Source organism: uncultured Campylobacter sp. (genome assembly GCF_938015785.1).
Classification (GTDB): Bacteria; Campylobacterota; Campylobacteria; order Campylobacterales; family Campylobacteraceae; genus Campylobacter_B.
The window spans coordinates 1-18,828 of sequence record NZ_CALLWC010000040.1 but is presented as its reverse complement, the minus strand read 5'-3'; the positions used below and the strand labels follow the sequence as shown (position 1 = coordinate 18,828).

The 18,828-nt window shown below is 42.3% G+C and carries 17 protein-coding genes; 13 read left to right on the top strand and 4 right to left on the bottom strand.

Annotated elements, in window-relative coordinates; all coding sequences use genetic code 11:
- The 9 genes from Q0393_RS06090 to Q0393_RS06050 form a co-directional block, all read left to right on the top strand.
- Window positions 1–235 (top strand): sigma-70 family RNA polymerase sigma factor (locus Q0393_RS06090; protein WP_298978710.1); only part of this gene is annotated, 235 nt, incomplete at its 5' end.
- The gene (locus tag Q0393_RS06085) at window positions 225–428 is read left to right on the top strand and encodes a helix-turn-helix domain-containing protein (protein ID WP_002602095.1); all 204 of its coding nucleotides are present in this window, start codon (window positions 225–227) and stop codon (window positions 426–428) included. The genes Q0393_RS06090 and Q0393_RS06085, both read left to right, overlap by 11 nt.
- A gap of 533 nt (window positions 429–961) precedes the next feature.
- Window positions 962–1,360: a plasmid mobilization relaxosome protein MobC gene (locus tag Q0393_RS06080; protein WP_002602094.1), complete on the top strand. Its 399-nt coding sequence runs from the start codon at window positions 962–964 to the stop codon at window positions 1,358–1,360.
- The gene (locus Q0393_RS06075) at window positions 1,332–2,954 is read left to right on the top strand and encodes a relaxase/mobilization nuclease domain-containing protein (protein ID WP_002602093.1); all 1,623 of its coding nucleotides are present in this window, start codon (window positions 1,332–1,334) and stop codon (window positions 2,952–2,954) included. The genes Q0393_RS06080 and Q0393_RS06075 overlap by 29 nt, the downstream gene beginning before the upstream one ends.
- Window positions 2,955–3,140: 186 nt before the next feature.
- On the top strand, window positions 3,141–3,332 hold the full coding sequence (locus Q0393_RS06070; RefSeq protein ID WP_006058351.1) for a hypothetical protein: 192 nt from the start codon (window positions 3,141–3,143) through the stop codon (window positions 3,330–3,332).
- Window positions 3,322–4,080, top strand: a complete 759-nt coding sequence (locus Q0393_RS06065; RefSeq protein ID WP_002605636.1) for a phage replisome organizer N-terminal domain-containing protein — start codon at window positions 3,322–3,324, stop codon at window positions 4,078–4,080. Before Q0393_RS06070 ends, Q0393_RS06065 begins: the two co-directional genes overlap by 11 nt.
- The gene (locus Q0393_RS06060; protein ID WP_002605635.1) at window positions 4,077–4,934 is read left to right on the top strand and encodes an ATP-binding protein; all 858 of its coding nucleotides are present in this window, start codon (window positions 4,077–4,079) and stop codon (window positions 4,932–4,934) included. Before Q0393_RS06065 ends, Q0393_RS06060 begins: the two co-directional genes overlap by 4 nt.
- Complete coding sequence (locus tag Q0393_RS06055) at window positions 4,931–5,113, top strand: transposon-encoded TnpW family protein (RefSeq protein ID WP_002605634.1); 183 nt, start codon at window positions 4,931–4,933, stop codon at window positions 5,111–5,113. Before Q0393_RS06060 ends, Q0393_RS06055 begins: the two co-directional genes overlap by 4 nt.
- Window positions 5,114–5,213: 100 nt before the next feature.
- The gene (locus tag Q0393_RS06050) at window positions 5,214–6,824 is read left to right on the top strand and encodes a recombinase family protein (protein WP_002605633.1); all 1,611 of its coding nucleotides are present in this window, start codon (window positions 5,214–5,216) and stop codon (window positions 6,822–6,824) included.
- Between the two features lie 438 nt (window positions 6,825–7,262).
- Here Q0393_RS06050 and Q0393_RS06045 read toward each other — a convergent pair whose 3' ends face one another.
- Both Q0393_RS06045 and Q0393_RS06040 read right to left on the bottom strand, forming a co-directional pair.
- Window positions 7,263–7,466, bottom strand: coding sequence for a type II toxin-antitoxin system RelE/ParE family toxin (locus Q0393_RS06045; protein ID WP_298978708.1), 204 nt, complete (start codon window positions 7,464–7,466; stop codon window positions 7,263–7,265).
- Window positions 7,459–7,722 carry a type II toxin-antitoxin system prevent-host-death family antitoxin gene (locus tag Q0393_RS06040; protein WP_021086499.1) on the bottom strand — a complete coding sequence of 88 codons (264 nt, stop codon included), beginning with the start codon at window positions 7,720–7,722 and terminating at the stop codon, window positions 7,459–7,461. The genes Q0393_RS06045 and Q0393_RS06040 overlap by 8 nt, the downstream gene beginning before the upstream one ends.
- A 202-nt stretch (window positions 7,723–7,924) precedes the next feature.
- Here Q0393_RS06040 and Q0393_RS06035 point away from each other — a divergent pair, with 202 nt between their 5' ends.
- Window positions 7,925–11,719 carry a hypothetical protein gene (locus tag Q0393_RS06035; RefSeq protein WP_107785771.1) on the top strand — a complete coding sequence of 1,265 codons (3,795 nt, stop codon included), beginning with the start codon at window positions 7,925–7,927 and terminating at the stop codon, window positions 11,717–11,719.
- 3 nt (window positions 11,720–11,722) lie between these two features.
- Complete coding sequence (locus tag Q0393_RS06030; RefSeq protein ID WP_103645634.1) at window positions 11,723–13,087, top strand: thioredoxin reductase; 1,365 nt, start codon at window positions 11,723–11,725, stop codon at window positions 13,085–13,087.
- A gap of 73 nt (window positions 13,088–13,160) precedes the next feature.
- Here Q0393_RS06030 and Q0393_RS06025 read toward each other — a convergent pair whose 3' ends face one another.
- Entirely contained in the window at window positions 13,161–14,909 is a 1,749-nt protein-coding gene (locus Q0393_RS06025; RefSeq protein WP_103645633.1) for a site-specific integrase, read from the bottom strand.
- Between the two features lie 687 nt (window positions 14,910–15,596).
- On the opposite strand from Q0393_RS06025, the gene Q0393_RS06020 reads away from it, so the two are divergent.
- Together Q0393_RS06020 and Q0393_RS06015 are read left to right on the top strand one after the other, a co-directional pair.
- On the top strand, window positions 15,597–16,310 hold the full coding sequence (locus Q0393_RS06020) for a rhodanese-like domain-containing protein (protein ID WP_298978688.1): 714 nt from the start codon (window positions 15,597–15,599) through the stop codon (window positions 16,308–16,310).
- 426 nt (window positions 16,311–16,736) lie between these two features.
- Window positions 16,737–17,330, top strand: a complete 594-nt coding sequence (locus Q0393_RS06015; protein ID WP_298978686.1) for an effector protein — start codon at window positions 16,737–16,739, stop codon at window positions 17,328–17,330.
- Window positions 17,331–17,420: 90 nt separating this feature from the next.
- Here Q0393_RS06015 and Q0393_RS06010 read toward each other — a convergent pair whose 3' ends face one another.
- A complete protein-coding gene (locus Q0393_RS06010) occupies window positions 17,421–18,572 on the bottom strand; it encodes a hypothetical protein (RefSeq protein WP_298978684.1) in 1,152 nt (383 codons plus the stop codon).
- Window positions 18,573–18,828 lie beyond the last annotated feature (256 nt).

The following is an 18,828-nucleotide window of genomic DNA, read 5'->3' as shown; positions in this document are numbered from 1 at the left end:
CATACTTACCCTTTGCGGCGATACGGTCATTTTCAGCAGCGGTTTACTTGCGGAAGCCCTGTCACGGCTGGACGAACGGGAGCGGGAAATGATTTACCTGTCCTTTTTCAAGCGTATTCCACAGCACGAAATTGGCAGACAGTACGGGCGCAGCCGCAGCACAGCGGGCTACCATATCCGAAAAGCCCTACGGCAGCTCCAAGCGGAAATGGAGGGAATGGCATATGAGAAATAATAGGCTTCTCCCCTATGAAACAATCGTCCAAGCCGCCAGCGGGGAGCCGGAAGCGGTGGGAACTGTATTGCAGTATTACCGCCGCCGCATACAATGTGCCGCCCGTGTGAATGGACGGGTAGACCAAGATACAGAGGACTACATCACCCAGACGCTTCTCACAGCTATTTTCAAGTTCCGCTTTGGGAGATAGCCCTACCGCCTACAACTGAATAACCGCCGCTTCGCCGGCAACCAGAAAGCAGTAAATCTATTCAACAGATTTGCTGCTTTTTTTCGTTCCTGTTTGGCATTTTTGAAAATCCCCAGTATGAAAAAACAAAAGGGAAAATAGCCGCCGCAGTTGGCAAAATCCCTTACTTATCCGTAGAGGGTATCAAAGAAAAAAATACTGCCATTGTCCGCCTATTCCGGCTTGCGTGGTGTTGTAGGGAATAGAGGGGAAATTCTAAAAATCTCCGTCCATTTTGCTTTGCGTGGTGTTGTAGGTAGTGAAAGGAAAATTTTCAAGATAAGCCGGAATAGCGGGTAGCAAAGCCCTTTTGAAACGTTTTGTTAGCGGAAAGGACGGGAGCCGGGGAACGCCGGAGTTTTTCAGAGCAAGATTCTACCGAGGTGCCAAAATTCGCTCTCCGCTTATTTTTGCCCCTGCGGGAATCTTGTTGGGGAGTGCCTTCCCCAAACCCTGCTATGCGCCCTGTCGGGCGAGAAAGGAGGTCACAGACCATGCGAAAGAAATACAATACGCCCCACCGCCGTCATGTGGTAAAGACCCGCATGACCGATGAAGAATACGCCGACTTCACCGGGCGGCTGGCGGCTTATGAAATCAGCCAGTCCGAGTTTATCCGGCAAGCCATACGGAAAGCGACCATACGCCCCATTGTCACCGTTTCCCCGGTCAATGACGGGCTGCTTGCCGCCCTCTCCAAGCTCACGGCAGAGTACGGGAAAATCGGCGGCAACTTAAACCAGATTGCCCGGAGCCTGAACGAATACGGAAGCCCCTACCGGGGGCTGGAAAAGGAAGTGCGGGGAGCCGCCGCCGACCTTGCCGCCTTGAAGTTTGAAGTCTTGCAGAAAGTAGGTGAAGCCGTTGGCGATACTCAAACATATCAGCTCTAAAAATGCCAACTACGGGGACGCTGAAAAATACCTCACATTCGAGCATGACGAGTTTACCATGAAGCCCACCCTTGACGCAGACGGGCGGCTCATACCGAGGGTAGACTACCGCATATCCTCTCTGAATTGTGGCGGGGAGGATTTTGCCGTTGCCTGTATGCGCTCCAATCTCCGCTACGGCAAGAACCAGAAACGGGAGGACGTAAAGAGCCACCACTACATCATCAGCTTTGACCCACGGGACGGCCCGGACAACGGCTTGACCGTTGATCGGGCGCAGGAGCTGGGCGAGAAGTTCTGCGCCGAGCATTTCCCCGGACACCAGGCCCTTGTCTGCACCCACCCGGACGGACACAGCCACACCGAAAATATCCATGTGCATATCGTCATTAACAGTCTGCGGATTGCGGAGGTTCCCATGCTGCCCCACATGGACAGGCCAGCGGACAGGAAAGCAGGCTGCAAGCACCGCTGTACGGACGCAGCTATGAACTATCTGAAAGCCGAAGTCATGGAGATGTGCCACAGCGAGGGGCTTTACCAGATAGACCTTTTGAACGGCAGCAAAGAACGCATTACCGAGCGTGAGTATTGGGCGCAGAAGAAAGGACAGGCTGCCCTTGACAGAGCCAACGCCCCTATTGCTGCGGACGGTATCGCGCCCCGGCAGACCAAGTTTGAAACGGATAAGGCGAAGCTGCGCCGGACTATCCGGGAAGCCCTTGCCGCTGCTTCCGGCTTTGATGAGTTTGCCGCCCTGCTTCTCCGGCATGGTGTGACCGTCAAGGAGAGCCGGGGGCGGCTAAGTTACCTCACGCCGGACAGGACGAAGCCAATTACCGCCCGGAAGCTGGGGGACGATTTTGACCGGGCTGCTGTCCTCTCCGTTTTGGAGCAGAACGCCGCCAGAGCCGCCGAAAAACCCGCAGCCATAGCGGAATACCCCGGCAGTATCAAAGACCGCTTACGGACGAAAAAAGAAGCGAAAAACGCCCCGAACAATGACGCTGTACAGCGCATGGTAGACATAGCCGCCAAGCGAGCCGAGGGGAAAGGACGGGGCTATGAGAAGTGGGCGACCATGCACAACCTCAAACAGATGTCGGCTACCCTCATGCTCTACCAGCAGTATGGCTTTTCTTCCCCGGACGAGCTGGACGCTGCCATTTCCGCAGCCAACACCGCCACGCAGGAGAGCCTTGCCGGACTGAAAGGGCTGGAAGCCGCTATCCGGGAGAAAAAGGAATTGCAGCGCAACCTTTTGGGCTATATCGGCACGAAGCCCGCCCGTGACGGTCTGAAAGCGCAGAAATCGGAGAAAGCCCGGAGAGCCTACCGGGAACAGCACGAAAGCGATTTTATCATAGCGGACACAGCCGCCCGTTATTTCCGGGAGCATGGAATAACCAAGCTGCCAGCCAGCAAAGCCCTGCAAAGGGAGATTGAGCAGCTTACCGTCCAGAAGAACGCCGGATATAACGACTACCGGGAGAAACGCCAGCGGGCGCAGGAGCTTCAGACAGTCAGACGCAATATCGACCAGATTTTAAGGGGCGCACCGAGCCAGCAGAAAAAGCGTGAACAGGAGCGTTAAAGACCGCCCCGAAATGATACCGAAACCCTACAAAAATACAGGTATGATATGAACCCTTACCGCAATACTCCCCGACTTCCAAACGGGGCTTACAGGGCAGAAAAAGCCCGAAAATGATACCGAGAACATACAGAAAATGCCCCCTATCCCGCTACACCGATAGGAACGGCAGAAAGGAGCTTACCATTGCCGAGAATGAGCAAGAAGCGGCGGCTGGAATGGTCTTTCTTCCTCAACCACCGCAACCGTATCACTTACAACGACCTATGCCGGGGCTGCACCCGTGACTGCAAACAGAGCTTCCGGGCGGTTATCATACTATGCCCTCGCTATTATTCCAAACGCTGGAAAAAGGAGGACGCAGCCTATGGCAGATAACCGCAAATATTACTACCTCAAGCTGAAAGAGAGCTATTTTGACGATGATGCAATCGTTCTGCTGGAAAGTATGCAGGACGGCGTTATCTATTCCAACATTCTCTTGAAGCTGTACTTGAAATCGCTGAAAAACGGCGGGAAATTGCAGCTTGACGAGAATATCCCCTACACCGCCCAGATGATTGCGACCATTACCCGCCAGCAGGTAGGTACCGTAGAGAGAGCTTTGAAAATCTTTATGAAGCTGGGGCTTGTGGAGCCTTTGCCAAGCGGCGCACTCTACATGAGCAACATTGAGCTTTTAATCGGCCAGTCCTCTACCGAGGGGGAGCGCAAGCGCAGGGCGCGGCTGGCTTTGCAGGAACAAAAAGCCCTGCCGCAGACAGGGGCGGACAAATGTCCACCATATCGAGCGGACATTTGTCCACCAGAGATAGAGATAGAGAAAGAGATAGATATAGAAATAGAAAAAGAGAGAGAGTTAGAAACGGGACACCCCGCCCCCGCCGCCTATGGCAGATACCACAATGTCATTCTTTCCGATACGGAGCTTGACGGGCTGAAAACAGAGCTTCCCGGCAAGTGGGAGTATTACATTGACCGCCTATCCTGCCATATCGCTTCCAGCGGGAGGAAATACAAGAGCCATGCAGCCACGATTTTCAAGTGGGCGCAGGAGGACGCAGCCAAGAAAGCCCCGAAAAAGGGCATACCCGATTATACCTGTAAGGAGGGCGAGAGCTTATGACGAATGGATTTGATGAAATGATTTTGAATATGACCGACACCACGCCGGAGCCGGAGGACTACACCGGCGAGGACGGGCTTTTATACTGCGGGAAGTGCCACAAGCCCAAAGAGGGCTATTTCCCCAAAGAAACCGCCGCATGGCTGGGGCGTGACCGCCACCCGGCAGAATGTGACTGCCAGCGGGCAGAGCGTGAGGAACGGGAAGCCGCAGAGAAACAGCGCAGTCACCTTGAAACTGTCGAGCGGTTGAAGCGGCGGGGCTTTACAGACCCGGCTATGCAGGGCTGGACGTTTGAGAACGACAACGGCAAGTGCCCGCAAATGGAACACGCCCATTTCTATGTGGAGAACTGGGAAACCATGAAAGAGCGCAACATTGGCTATCTGCTATGGGGCGGCGTTGGCACAGGCAAGAGCTATTTTGCGGGCTGTATCGCAAATGCCCTTATGGAGCGTGAAATCCCCGTGTGCATGACAAACTTTGCATTGATATTGGGTGACCTTGCCGCCAGCTTTGAGGGCAGGAATGAATATATCTCCCGACTTTGCAGCTTCCCGCTGCTTATCCTTGACGATTTTGGAATGGAACGGGGAACGGAATACGGCTTAGAGCAGGTCTACAACGTGATTGACAGCCGTTACCGCAGCGGCAGGCCGCTGATCGTCACGACTAATCTCACGCTGGAGGACTTGCAGCACCCGGAGGACACCGCCCACGCCCGCATTTATGACCGTCTGATTGAAATGTGTTCTCCTGTCCGCTTTACCGGGAGCAACTTCCGAAAAGCCACGGCGCAGGAGAAAATGGGACAACTGAAAAAGCTGATGAACAGAAAGGAGAGCCGCCTATGACCAACACCCCAAAGAATGACCGCAGCACCCGCCGCCCGGATTGCGTGACGGAAATCCGCATAGGTAATTCTGTCCTTGTCGTTTCCGGCTATTTCAAGCAGGACACCACCGCCACCGCCGCCGATAAAATGCTGAAAGTGCTGGAAGCGGAAGCTGCTACACAAAAATCGGCAATTTGACGGGACGTAAAGAAGCAGAAAGGACTGTACAGCCAGCCCCGGCGTGTGGTATGATAGTCATACGGAATAGTGGGGCTGGCTGTCGGAAATGGAGGACACTATGTTAAGACAGACCACCCGAAACCTTATTACCGCCCTTTATCCGAGATTATCCCACGAGGACGAGCTGCAAGGTGAGAGCAATTCTATTTCAAACCAGAAGCGTATTCTTGAAACCTATGCGAAGCAGAACGGCTTTTCCAATCTGCAATGGTACACAGATGACGGTTATTCTGGGGCGAACTTCCAAAGACCCGGTTTTCAAGCCATGCTTGCGGACATTGAAGCCGGAAAAGTCGGCACCGTTATCGTCAAGGATATGTCACGGTTAGGGCGAAACTATCTGCAAGTGGGAATGTATACGGAAATGATTTTCCCACAGAAAGGCGTCCGCTTTATCGCTATCAATGACGGAGTGGACAGCGCACAGGGCGACAATGATTTTGCCCCTCTGCGGAACATTTTTAACGAATGGCTGGTGAGAGATACGAGCAAGAAAATCAAAGCAGTAAAACGGTCTAAGGGTATGAGCGGGAAGCCCGTCACGAGCAAACCCGTATACGGCTACTTTATGGACGAGGACGAAAATTTTATCATTGACGGGGAAGCCGCCCCTGTTGTGCGGCAGATTTACAGCTTGTGCCTTGCCGGGAACGGGCCGACCAAGATAGCCCGTATGCTCACAGAGCAGGAGATCCCCACGCCGGGAACGCTGGAATACCGTCGGACGGGAAGCACCCGCCGCTACCACCCCGGCTATGAGTGCAAGTGGGCGACCAATACCGTGGTACATATCCTTGAAAACAGGGAGTACACGGGCTGTCTGGTAAACTTCAAGACGGAGAAGCCGTCCTACAAGACCAAGCACAGCGTAGAGAACCCCATTGAGAAACAGGCGATTTTCGAGAACCACCATGAGCCTATCATTGACACCCAGATGTGGGAGCGTGTGCAGGAGTTACGCAAGCAGCGCAAACGCCCGAACCGCTATGATGAAGTGGGCTTATTCTCCGGCATACTCTTTTGTGCCGACTGCGGCAGCGTCCTTTACCAGCAGCGTTACCAGAACGCCACCCGCAAGCAGGATTGTTATATCTGCGGGAGCTACAAGAAGCGTACCCGTGACTGTACGGCGCACTTTATCCGCACCGACCTGTTGACCGCCGGAGTGACCGACAATCTGCGGAAAGTCACCAGCTATGCAGCGAAGCACGAAGCCCGGTTTATGAAGCTGCTGATCGAGCAGAACGAGGACGGGGGCAAGCGCAGGAACGCCGCAAGGAAAAAGGAGCTGGAAGCCGCCGAGAAGCGTATCAGCGAGTTATCCGCTATCTTCAAGCGGCTGTATGAGGACAGCGTGACCGGGCGCATTTCAGACGAGCGTTTCACGGAGCTGTCGGCAGACTATGAAGCCGAGCAGAAAGAACTGAAAGAGAGAGCCGCCGCTATCCGGGCAGAGCTTTCCAAAGCGCAGGAAGCCACGGTAAACGCAGAAAAGTTTATGAATGTTGTCCGCAAGTACACCAGCTTTGAAGAACTTACCCCTACCCTTTTGCGTGAGTTTGTGGAGAAAATCGTTGTGCATGAGTGCAGCTATGACGAGAACGGCACACGCAGACAGGACATTGATATTTATTACTCTTTCGTTGGCAAGGTAGACCTGCCCGAATGACCGCCCGACCTATCCGGCGCAATGCGCAAACGCCGGATAGGAACGGCAAAATTTTTTACACTTCTACTACTTCTTTATCACACATCAGCAAATTTTCTTGGATTATAACAAATAAATTCATAATGTAACATACTGCATGTGATGTAATGTGCAGTACATGATGTAACATTCAGTATGTGATGTCACATGCAGCACTTGATGTAATGTATAGTACATGATGTAACATGCAGTAGGTGACGTAACGTATAGTATGTGATGTTATGTATATTTTCGCAGATGAGAGAGTATTAGGATAGGTGGATATTTATTTTTAGAAAGATATTATTGAAGTTGTATGTCTAAAAAGCGCTTGGCGTATATCTAATAGTGATGATTATAACGGCCTTATTTTTTTCATTGACCCTATAAATCACTGTATAGTTTTTAACAAATAGCTGTCTATAGCCCATATTGGCATATCTGCCAACTTTTTCTAATAGCACCACGATTTGGTATCTCATCTAGGCTAAGAATAGCATTTTTGATAGCCTCTAGCGTAGAGTTTGCAGCACCTGACGAGAGCAAAGATAGTGCGATATATTTATAAATCGCTTCAAGCTCTTCATAAGCTTGTGGTGAGATCAGAACTTTATACTTACTCAAGATACTTATCTTTTAAACTAGCAAAAACGTCTTTTGCTTCTAGCATCTTTGTATCTGCTGTTATCTTAGCTTCAGATGATGCGATGGCGCTATCTATATCGGCTGTGGCTACTAGCTTATCGTATGTCTTTATGCTCATCACAACCAAGTCTCCATAACCATTTTTAGTTACAAATATTGGTTCATCCTTGCTATTGCATAGCTGTGAAATTTCATTTGTGTTTCTAAGCTCTTTTATAGGTACTATTTGAGGCATATGTTATTTCCTTTTAATAATATGACATGATTATAGCATAATTGTGTTAGTAATTTAGATGGCTTTATCTAACTAACTTGGCAAGCTAAAAAATATAAGCCCAAGTATCAAACATTTCCTACCTTCCTTTATCCCATAATAAATTAATAATATTATAAATACAATCACAATAAAATATCTAAAACAGTAGTGGTGGCTTAATATGCAAAACAACGAAATAAATATAACCTACTCTTGCGAAGAGACATTAAAAAAGATAAAAGAGTATATGGCTGATGCGAAATGCGTAACTCTTTATACATCTAGTTTGAATTCACTCACATCGTACTCTAACGGCATAGCTAATGAGATCATATCTAATCTAATATTTTCTAAGAAGAGAGATAAAAAAGATGTGTCGATCGTATCTGACTTTTATATAGATAAAGAGAGCTTTACTGATAGCAAACTAAATAGAATAAGAGAATTTGAATATAGAGATATACCAGTAAAGATTGTCCATAAAAAGAGTGCAGTTGACAAGTTTTTTGCAAATTTAAAAGAGAAGATAAGCCCCATAAAAAGCAAAGCAAGATATGAAGCTGAACTTGAAGCTGCTCAGGATGAGCATGAGAGAAATTTGCTAAAAAGCATGGGTGAAACAAAGACAGAAGCTATAAGCTTTTATGATATGTTTGAGACCGTAGTATCCAACTACGACGACGCCAAAGATATTGTAAAAGAGTGCCTAAATACCTTAAAAAATGATCTACTAAGTGATGCTAGCTCTTTGATATCTAGCGAGGGACTAGATGGAGCTAAATTTGAAAAAAGTATTGAAGAGTGTTTTAGAGAGTTAGATAAGAATTTAAGCGAGTTAAATAAAGAAAGCGGAGAGTTTTTGCTAAAGCAAATATTTCTTTTTATACTAAGCATAGTTGATCTAAGTGATCCAAAGGCAGCGCTTAAAAAGGCAAACGGATGCTTTTTATTCTATGAGCTTAGTAAATTAACCTACAAGATGGTTGAGCATCAAAGTAATAGATCTCTTTATGGCGTAACCTTACCTATCCTTAGTTTTTTCACATCTAGATTTGCTTCTATTATAAATACCCTAAATATAAACTCAAGCTGCAATGTATTAGTATTTAAGCAAGATAAATCCTCTAATTCTGGCTTTTTTATAGACTTTACCCATCTAAATTTAGACTATATCTACTTTAGAGACGACAATAACCTAAATGAGGTTAATTGCAATGCAGATGAGGGATATAGTGTGTTTGGTCATTTGGATGATCTGTCGGTATTTGATCACACTAAGGACGTTTGCTCTTATGATATAGTAAATAAAAACTTAGGCTTTGGCTCTAGTGATGATACGCTCTTTAAAAGACTAAAGGATCAAATAAAAGGACTAAATGCAAACCTAAATTTCATCTGCGCTTCAAATTTTAATTCCGTAAAACTAGCCAATCTAATATCAGATAAGTCTAACAAAAACGGCAAATCTACAAACGACGAGATGAATAGCAAGGACTTTTCTAATTTAAATAAAAACTATATCGTTCTTTCAAATTCTCCTTTTAGATCAAGTGCAGGGCTAAGAGAAGAAGTAATAAGTAAATGCCTAGATCAAGTGATAGAAGACGGGCTAAATAGACCCAACAAATCCAACCTAGTAAAACAAAAATTTACTGACATAAAAACCCTAAGTCCTATTAAGGATTACAGCCAGTACAGCATAAATATCAATAAAGAAAACAATAAATCAACTCTTGTCTTAAATTTATCTCCATTTGCAAGGATAGATAAAAAATATATAGACAACATAGAGCAAAAAAGGGAAGAATTTAAAGAGATCGCCTATCAAGATGATACTAACTATCTTGATAATTACACCAAATACGAAGAGTTATTTAAGACAAATTTCTCTCACGTAAATGCTTATGTTAAGCAACCAAATGATATGGAGAAGATCAAAAAAAGCGAAGAAGAGTATATGAAAAAGGTAACTCTCTCTTTTAAAGCAGTATTTGATAAGGTAAATGAAAACGCCTTAAACAGAAGAGAGGCTGAAGCATATAACAATAGCAATATCTCAAGCCAACTTATAGATGATATAAAAAATGGCTCATCAACCGCAGATGAATACCAATCACAAATGCAACGTATAATACAAACCCTCCCAAAACGCTACTCTTTCATAGAGGCACTATCTCTTGGCGTAGCTTACTTTATAATAACTAAAAGCTATTCAAAAAAAATGATAAAGAAAAGCATTAAAGATGGTGATGAATATATAGTAATAGAAGATGATGAAATAAAAGCCCTACACTCAAACTCTATAATAAGAGTTTTTGATAGAGATTTAAAGTTATTTTTCTACAAAGACTCAGTAAAAAATAGTGGTCTAAAAAGTGGTGAGTATCTATGTATAGAAGAAATTTCTAAATATATGGATGGAGTAAATAACAAGGATATAGTTAGCGTTGAAGAGCTTTTAGCAGAAAATGAAGTTGGTAAAAATGCAGATATCAAAGATCCTTTGCAAAAAGATCTAATGAAACTTCTTATAGAACAAGCTGATAAGATAGATGAAAACTATAAAAAAGATGAAGCTACTATAAAAGAGGCTATAGCTGCTAAGAATAAAAACACTCTAAAAGAGGCTATAAACTTAAAAGATATAGCATATAGCAATGATAGAGATATAAATAAAGAGGTAACCTCATTATTAGTAAAAACTACTATAGAAGAGGTGTTTCCACTTTCAAAATTTGTTGGTGAAGATGGCATATCTAAGATATATGAATCACTTGGCTCTTATATATTTAATAAAGATGCAAAGGCACTAAGAGAAACATTTCTTGATGAGCTTGGGGTATTAAATTTAGTAAAAAGCCTACTTGGTGCAAGAAAGACTAAAGAGATAGATCGATATATCTTACTAATAACAAGTCTAAGAACTACAAGTGTAGTTTTACAACATTCAAAGCTTAATCTAATCATTCAAGCTTCGAATGCATTTAGGCTTCATATGGCAATGGAGTATTATAAACTAAGTATAACCTATACAGAGATCACAACATATACCTTTATGAGATATACTCATAGATTTAGCTATACAGATTTTCAAGAGATAAAGAGGCTAATAAAAGATTATGCAGGATCATTGGGTAAGAGCATAGGTGCTTCTATGGTCAGTGGTGCATTAGAACTCTGGAAAACCTCATACGAAAAACTAGAAGAGAACTACAAAGAGATAATGCATACAAGATATACATATAAATTTAATGAAGCTTACGCACTAAATAATATCTCATATAAACCTATGTCCATAAAAGAAGCCTATGATAAAAATAGTACAAATACATATTGCTACTATCCAGTAATGATCTATCAAAACTATATAAGTCTAAATTTAAATAGACTATTTCTAGGAGCTAATATAAGTAGTGGAGGACTAGACTATAACTCATTTATGTACTATGACATAGACCATAAGAAAAACAAACTATCTTTTAACCTAGCTTCTAAACTAGCACTAAATAACCTTAGTGCTTATCTATGCTTAGATGAGCTAAGAGGAGCTGGTAATGAGATAGATGCAAGATATTTTAAATATGCTAGAAGTAGATACACTGAATCTGATGTAGAGATAAGGAAGTTAAATTTGGATGTGAAAGAGGAGAAAGAGATATACAATAATTACAAGGATGGCGCATTGCCAAATAAAGCAGCAGGCAAACCAAAATATCCGATAGATGCCTATCAAGAGGCTGCAAATATTATATATATGCTTAGACTAGGAATTTTTAACACCAACTATGGCAATACTCACCGCAACCTCTCAAGAGATCTAGTAGAAGCTCTTGATATTATAGGTAACAATAACATAAAGGGTATATATGTGGGGTGTAAAAAGGCAAATGCTGATAGTGACCACACTATACCCCCTCGCCTAGTAGGTCGTCTAGCCACCACCATAGTAATGGAAGATGGTCTATATATAGGATAAGAGATGAAGAAGATCATATTTATCATCATAGCTATTTTAGTAGCGGCAACGTCAGCATTATTTATAAATAAAGGAAAAACAATGGATAAAAGCAATATATATACAGTCATAGCACCCAATGAAAAGGAAGTCTGGCTTGATAAAAATACAAATTTAATAGTGGCAAAGCCAGATAGTAAAATAGATGCCAAAAGCAGGATTGCAAATAAAGAAGCCTCTAAACTAGTCCTAGAAGCCCGCTCCATCCTAGACTCATCCCCATACAAAAACTATAAACCACTATACTATAACCCTAAACCAAATTCTCTAGGTCAAACAGACTATCTATCATTTAAACCATGGCTAGATATTAGCTATAAACCAAGCTCAAATAAGATAGCTCCTTGGACTAAGACAGAAAAAGCTTATTATGAAAGTTTAAAAGATAAGAGAGATAGATATATCTATCTAGTAAAAAGAAGCAATCTAAAATGCACTATGATGGATATACCAGATGATGCCATAGGTAGAGTGGATAGCAATGGCAAACTAACAAAGCCAGAGTATGCTGAAATTTATGATGAAGTAAATTCTCACAAAGGTACTCTAAAATCAGAACTATTTGCAGCAGAGTGGAATATATGTGCAGGAGTATTGGGAGATATGGGAGGATTTGTAGGAGGGGTTGGACTAGGTTATGCAGGATTTAAAGCAAGAGCATATCAATCAATGTTTTTATCAGCTCAGCTTGGTCAAGACGGAGCCCTAGAAGCATTAGCTGATTTATTTGAATACTCTACCTATTTAGTAGGTCTAAACAAAAATTTACAAATGGCAGAAGAATTTAGAAAACTAGCTAAAAATCCCCCACTAGATGAATATGGCATGATACCTTATCTAGATGAGATAGTAGGAAGCTACTTCGTGATGGATTTTAATAGGGGCGGGGTTGTTAACAATCCAGACGGCTCAATCCATAGACATTTAAGAAAATTAGTAGAAGATGAAGGTAAATTATTAGACCCTAGAGACCTTGACGCAAACGAGACTACAAGGGAAGAATTTGTAAAATACTCAAAAAAAGTATTAGAAGATTATAAGGAAAAGTTTGACGAAGTTGGCTATCCAAACACATGGGACGATCGCGATTTAAGTCTCTACATCGACTCCACCCTACTGGAAGCTAAAATAATGTCTCTAACCCCACCAGAGGGATATCCTAATGCACCATACTATAACACACCAGAAGAGCTAACAAGACTATATGAGGCTGGTAAATTAGATAAAAAGCTAAACCCTTTAACACCAGCGATGTATAGAGATAGCTTCCCTGAAGATCTTAGGCAAAAAATATTAAGCTATGCTAAAGAGCATAATATAAAGGATTAGATTTAAAATCAAGCAATAGATTATGGTTTATAGAAGAAAGCATGTATCCATATAAACCATACATCTAAAATATCTAATAGCACACCATTTCTACTTTTGCTTTTAATACACTAGCATTTATATTTGTAGCATATGTTCCAAGTAAAATTTTATACTGCTTCTCATGCCCTACTATTTGAGCTATGATATTTGGCTCTACTTCTTGTTGGACAAGCGTATCTATAAAATAGTGCCTAAACGAGTAAAAAGTCTTTTGTTTGTCGCTACTTATTAGCTTTCGTTGTATTTGCGATCTAAAAATTTCTGAAAAGTCTTTATTGCTTACTTTGAAGATGCTTTTATTTGCACTAGCTCTTTGTTTTACAAACTCCATTAGTCCAAGCTCTATTAGCTTGCTATGCACTGGCACGAGCCTTATGGAATTTATATTTTTGGTGCTCTTGCCATCATCTCTATTTATACTAAAGCAAAGCACATTATTGTGCTGCACTATGTCACGTGCTCTTAGCTGAACTATCTCATTTATCCTCATGCCACTATATGCTGCTATCATGGTTATATAGTATAGATCATTTGCGCTTATGCGATTGCTTGGTGACTTGTTGGTCTCTTTAAAATTTTGGACTATTTTAAAGATAGCATTAGCCTCTTCCTTGCTATAAGGTAGCACCTTGCGCTCCATTGGGTTTATCTCCACTTTTACGTTTAGGTCATTTATGATGCTCTTACTTATGTAGTCGCTGTTATAACAATACTTAAAGAACTGCACTACTCTTATCATATATTTTTGTATGGTTACTTGTGATAGTTTGGCATCATTTTTGCCTATGCGTATTATCTGCTCTAGGCTTTTGTCTTTATATTTGGCTTTTTGGTTTAGCTTGGTTGGTATGAGGGCTAAAGTATTTCTAAATTTAAGTAGATCATCTCGTGATATGGTTGTGATGTCCTTGTTCGGATGAAAAAATTTAAATAATATATTGCCTACAATATTTACCAGATCCATAGTGCTACTTGACCACTTTTGACTCACGCTAGTATTAGCTGTAAAATTTTCAAATGCTGTTTTTAGTGTGATGATCTCTCTACTCTCTACCTTTCTTTGACTAGGAGAACATGGCACTATCTCGTATTCTTGGACTGCCTCATCATTTAAGCTGCCCACAGCAAAGCTACTATCTCCAACTTTTATGCGTTTGCCTATTAGATGACTATTGGCAGATAGTATCTGCTCTGCACTCCTCTCATCACCTTTTGTTTTTACTAGCTTAAAAGGAGTGTTAAGTCCGTATTGTTGCTCAGCAGTTGCCATTATGGCATGTGAGAAATTTTTAGCTAGACTTTTGATATCTTCTTTTTTAAGAGGTAGCCCATTTGCTTCATCTAGAGCATTGATATTATCTTGGAAGCTATCTATACCAGTTGGCTCAAATTTATAACTTTCATCTTGTTTGCTTAAGAATTTAAGTCTTTTAGACACAAGGTTTGCGCTCTTATCGAGCTTTGATATTAGGTAGTTTAGGGACAATATATGTTTTTCAAGCAGGGTTTGAGCTATGCTGGCTTTATCATCTTGATCTATGGCTTTATCTAGACTATTAGATAAAATTTTAGCCATGCTATTTAAAGTCTCATTACTTTTATTAAGTAAATCAGGGAAGGTATTATCTTTTAAAGCCTCTTTAAAATGCTTATTTAGCGCATCTGCAAAGTCAATATCTATCTTTTTATCATAAAGTGAATGCTCTTTTATACTATTATCCACCTTTGCCTGCATAAAACTATCAACTAATGAATCTATAATTCCTTGATTTAGCTTCATATCAACTGCCTTTGTTATGAGATAGATATATCTATCATAAATTCTAGCAGATTTTCTGGCTTTTAATATGGAACAAGTCCCCAAGGAGAAAGATAGCTCTCTTGAGCACTTTAAGACTTTTCTTGCGTTTGGTGCGATGACGCTTCGGTAGTAATAAATTCCATTGCGGTTTTTTAGGTGTACCATGGATTTGCAGTGGAACAAAAGTGGGACACTTGGCTAGTGCTTATTGAGAAAAGTTGTTTGTAATGGCGATGTAGCAGGGCTTTAAGCGATATTTAAAAATTTATCTCATAAGCCGGAGGTCGAGAGTTCAAGTCTCTCTCTTGACACCATCTTCAAATTACCTTTAAGGGTGCAACTGCGCCTCAAAAAAGTTCGAGATTATATCTTACTTATACTTGAAAAATAATGAAAATTAGCAAAAGCATAAAATTTACCTTCGGGCAAATGTGAGTTTTTTTGAATTTGTTGCTCCGTCTCTAAAAGATAAATTTACGCAAAGTATCTTTGTCCGTGAGCCTTAAGATATTTTAGAAAAAGCTTTTCATTTGAGGCTCCATTGAGTTTTCATATCAGCAAATCTTACGCTAGAATAATCTAACACGCCTCGCACGAATTCACACTATTTAGCTAAAATTTCGATATAATCCCCCGATTTAAAAGCTAAAAATTTAAAGGAAACATATGAAATTTATTTCTCATAAAATTTTAAAAAGCGCGGTTTTACTGGCGGCATTGGGATCTTTTGCGACTTGCGGCGCCGAGACGCAGCAACCTAGCGGCTACGCTATAAGCGGCGCGGCGCTATCGGCGATAGAGGAGGATAATAGGGCGAAAGAAAATTATCTAGTCATTGACGTTAGAAGTGCAGATGAGTACGCTGCAGGCCACATAAAACACGCGATCAACATCCCGCTTGGAGAGCTTGAAAGCAGGCTGGATGAGATAAACGCCTACAAGGATAAAAACGTCGTGCTTTATTGCAATACGGGCAATCGCAGCGGCAAAGCGCTTGATCTGCTTAAACAAAAAGGCTTCAGTGTGCTTATGAACGCGCCTGGCGTGAAGCAGTACGACTATGAGCTGTATAAAGTCGGCAGCATAAACGCGGAGAGATTTTTGAAAATAGCAAATGATCCAAACGTGCTGATCATCGACGCTAGGCAGAAGCAAGACTACGACGCGGGGCATATGAAGGGCGCGATAAATATTCCTGACGGCGAGCCTTTAGAAAACTACAAGGACGTGCTTGAGGCCAATAAAGACAAAAAGATAATCACGCACTGCTACAGCGGTAACCGCAGCGCTAAGCTAGCCAAAGCCCTAAACGAGCGAGGATACAACGTCACAAATCTACTCGACGGCACGAAAGAGTATAATTACGAGCTGGTGAAATAGAATTTTATGATTTATTTCGCAGCGCGAATTAAAATTTAACTTCGTGTGCGGCGCGTAAATTTAGGCGCCACAAATCCGCAAGATTTCGGTTTCAACGGAGCTTTTGTACCATATTTGGCGAGGCTTTATCGCGAGTAAAATTCTGCACTAAAATCCTATGCGCAGAATTTTACCTTGGAAGTTCGGTCTTGGAATTCTGCGGTGCGAAATTCCAAGCGGCGGAATTTCTTCAAGATATTTCAAATGTCATTAAATTTTACTATTTAGCATGTGCAAACACTATCCAAAATATGGCAATAAGCTTTAGTTGGAATTTGAGCTGCGAATTCTTGATTAAATTTATTCGGATTAATAAAAATAAATCCCGCAAAATGATACAATACCGTCTCAATAGAATTTGAAACGGTATTTTTACGGGAGAAAGATATGAAATTTAAAGATTTTAAAGCTGTAAACTGTTCTAACTACGACTTTTTTACGGCCGAGGAGCTAAGCTATAAAGAATTTATCAGGCTTAGTTTCGGCGAGTTTGCCCGCAAAAATCCAAACTCGAGCTGGGCGCTTAGCATCGACGACAGGAGCTTTGATTCGTTTCCAAATTTTACTCAAAAGCATCCAATCTGCTTATCCGATCTAAATTTTAAAGATAGCGTCTTTCAGTTTAGGATCTGCTCCGAAAACAGCGTCCAAAGCCTAGGACACCGCATTTTTACTTGCCTAGACGGCATCCACAGAGACTTTGTCGCAAGCGAGATCAAGCAAACCGACGAAGTGATGATGAAGCTAAAGACGGGCGTTTTGAAGGACTTTACCTGCGTCTCGAAGTGCGGCTGGTGGATAACCGACATATGGCGCGATATGTATCCGGTGACGGATAAGAGCGAGAGCGAAAATTTCGTCGCAGATATGCTTGATAGTGAGTTTTCGGCGCAAATGCGGCTCATAAACGAGCGGCTTTTGAGCGCGCAAAATAGCGGCGAGCTTGACGGGCTCATCGCCGAGCTAAGGACGCAGGAGTAAATTTTTAAAATTTTGCCCGCGCCTTGTCCTTGATGCAGCGGGCGTACTCCCGTATTTTACGGATAGATTTTAAAATTTACCGACTTAAATTTACCCCAGTTTGCCGTTTGTCGCACAGCTATTTGCAGGGTACGGCGTGAGTCCATAGTCTGCGGCTTCGACGTTCCAAAAGTCCAAATTTGCGCTACGCGATACGATATACTCAAAACCCTTTTGATTTAGCTCGATCAAAATTTCAAATTCATTGCCGTTTTTACAGACGATACTTTCAAAAAAGTGCGAAAAACAGGCGATCTTCGCGTTTTCTTTCTGCATCGATTGATTTAGCATGAGCTCCATGTTGCTTAGAATTTTAAACACCGTCTGACTTGTCTCAAACCTACCGAAGCGCGCATAATACTTCGCTAAATTTTGCTCGTTTAGCGTAACGGCTTTGGTGCAATTTTGCGTTATCTGCTCGTATATCACGCCGAAAAGCTCAATCGACGCGTTTTGATTATCTATCGCCTTGTTTTCGTGGTTTTCGATGACGACGAAGCCGTCTTTTATGCAAAATTTCTCATTTTTATAGTAAAAGCTCACCCTCGCGATCTCTTGCTCGAAGCGCTTTTTATAAGTAAAGGGCAGATACGTCGTAACGCCCATTTTATCGATGATTGCAGAGCTTTTGACACCTCCGTCTAGCTCGTGCTGCATAAAGTAGCGGATGAAGCTGCCCTGCTCGATATCAAAGCTATTTAAATACTCGATCTTATCCAGATACGTGCAGCGGTAGAGTCGCACGAACTCGGAATTCAGCGAGATATTGATCTCGTCGGGGATGTCGCCGTATTTTTCGGTCACGGGTGCGTCGATACGCTCTATGATATTCATCTGTTTTTCGACTTTGTCTTTTACGAAAATAGTGATTTTTACTTGCTGCATCTCATAAAAGCGCCTTATCGTCTCGGTTGCGCTTTTGGTAATGTCGGTCTTAAATTTTTTCGCGAGCTCCGATTTTTTAAGCGTCAGCGAAAAATCGCCGTTTTTTAGCTTGTTCTGCGAATACAGAAGATAAAGCAAATCCTCATAAATCATCAAATGCGAGTAGGTCAAAAAGGTATTATCCACGACTATGACATAATAACAGCGCGTTACGGAGTATCTTTTGTTGTCTCTTAGAAAGTCGTTGTAAATTTTTAGCTTGCTCACATTTTTCGATACCTTAAATACGTCGTAAGATTCTAAAAATATATTTTCCATATTTTGCCTTAGGTCAAGATACTTTTGAAATATTACACAATATTTGTTTAAGTTGTTTTAAATTTTATCTTAAGGATAAAAAATATCAGCGAGTAAAATAATTTATAAAATTTCAATCATATTTTTAATGCCTTCGGCTTCCTCTATAGGACTTAAGTCTTCTCTTTGCATGTTCTCTATTATCGCAAAGAGCATGTTTTGTTCTTTAGTAAGTTCCCTTACAACCGCTGGAATTTCTGCAAGTCCCGCCTTTCTC

What these genes read in the sequence shown, in the direction of transcription:
- Q0393_RS06085 (WP_002602095.1), top strand. Translation starts at nt 225, where the DNA reads ATGAGAAATAATAGGCTTCTCCCCTATGAAACAATCGTCCAAGCCGCC.
- Q0393_RS06080 (WP_002602094.1), top strand. Translation starts at nt 962, where the DNA reads ATGCGAAAGAAATACAATACGCCCCACCGCCGTCATGTGGTAAAGACC.
- Q0393_RS06065 (WP_002605636.1), top strand. Translation starts at nt 3,322, where the DNA reads ATGGCAGATAACCGCAAATATTACTACCTCAAGCTGAAAGAGAGCTAT.
- Q0393_RS06060 (WP_002605635.1), top strand. Translation starts at nt 4,077, where the DNA reads ATGACGAATGGATTTGATGAAATGATTTTGAATATGACCGACACCACG.
- Q0393_RS06055 (WP_002605634.1), top strand. Translation starts at nt 4,931, where the DNA reads ATGACCAACACCCCAAAGAATGACCGCAGCACCCGCCGCCCGGATTGC.
- Q0393_RS06050 (WP_002605633.1), top strand. Translation starts at nt 5,214, where the DNA reads ATGTTAAGACAGACCACCCGAAACCTTATTACCGCCCTTTATCCGAGA.
- Q0393_RS06040 (WP_021086499.1), bottom strand. Translation starts at nt 7,722, where the DNA reads ATGCCTCAAATAGTACCTATAAAAGAGCTTAGAAACACAAATGAAATT.
- Q0393_RS06035 (WP_107785771.1), top strand. Translation starts at nt 7,925, where the DNA reads ATGCAAAACAACGAAATAAATATAACCTACTCTTGCGAAGAGACATTA.
- Q0393_RS06030 (WP_103645634.1), top strand. Translation starts at nt 11,723, where the DNA reads ATGAAGAAGATCATATTTATCATCATAGCTATTTTAGTAGCGGCAACG.
- Q0393_RS06025 (WP_103645633.1), bottom strand. Translation starts at nt 14,909, where the DNA reads ATGAAGCTAAATCAAGGAATTATAGATTCATTAGTTGATAGTTTTATG.
- Q0393_RS06020 (WP_298978688.1), top strand. Translation starts at nt 15,597, where the DNA reads ATGAAATTTATTTCTCATAAAATTTTAAAAAGCGCGGTTTTACTGGCG.
- Q0393_RS06015 (WP_298978686.1), top strand. Translation starts at nt 16,737, where the DNA reads ATGAAATTTAAAGATTTTAAAGCTGTAAACTGTTCTAACTACGACTTT.
- Q0393_RS06010 (WP_298978684.1), bottom strand. Translation starts at nt 18,572, where the DNA reads ATGGAAAATATATTTTTAGAATCTTACGACGTATTTAAGGTATCGAAA.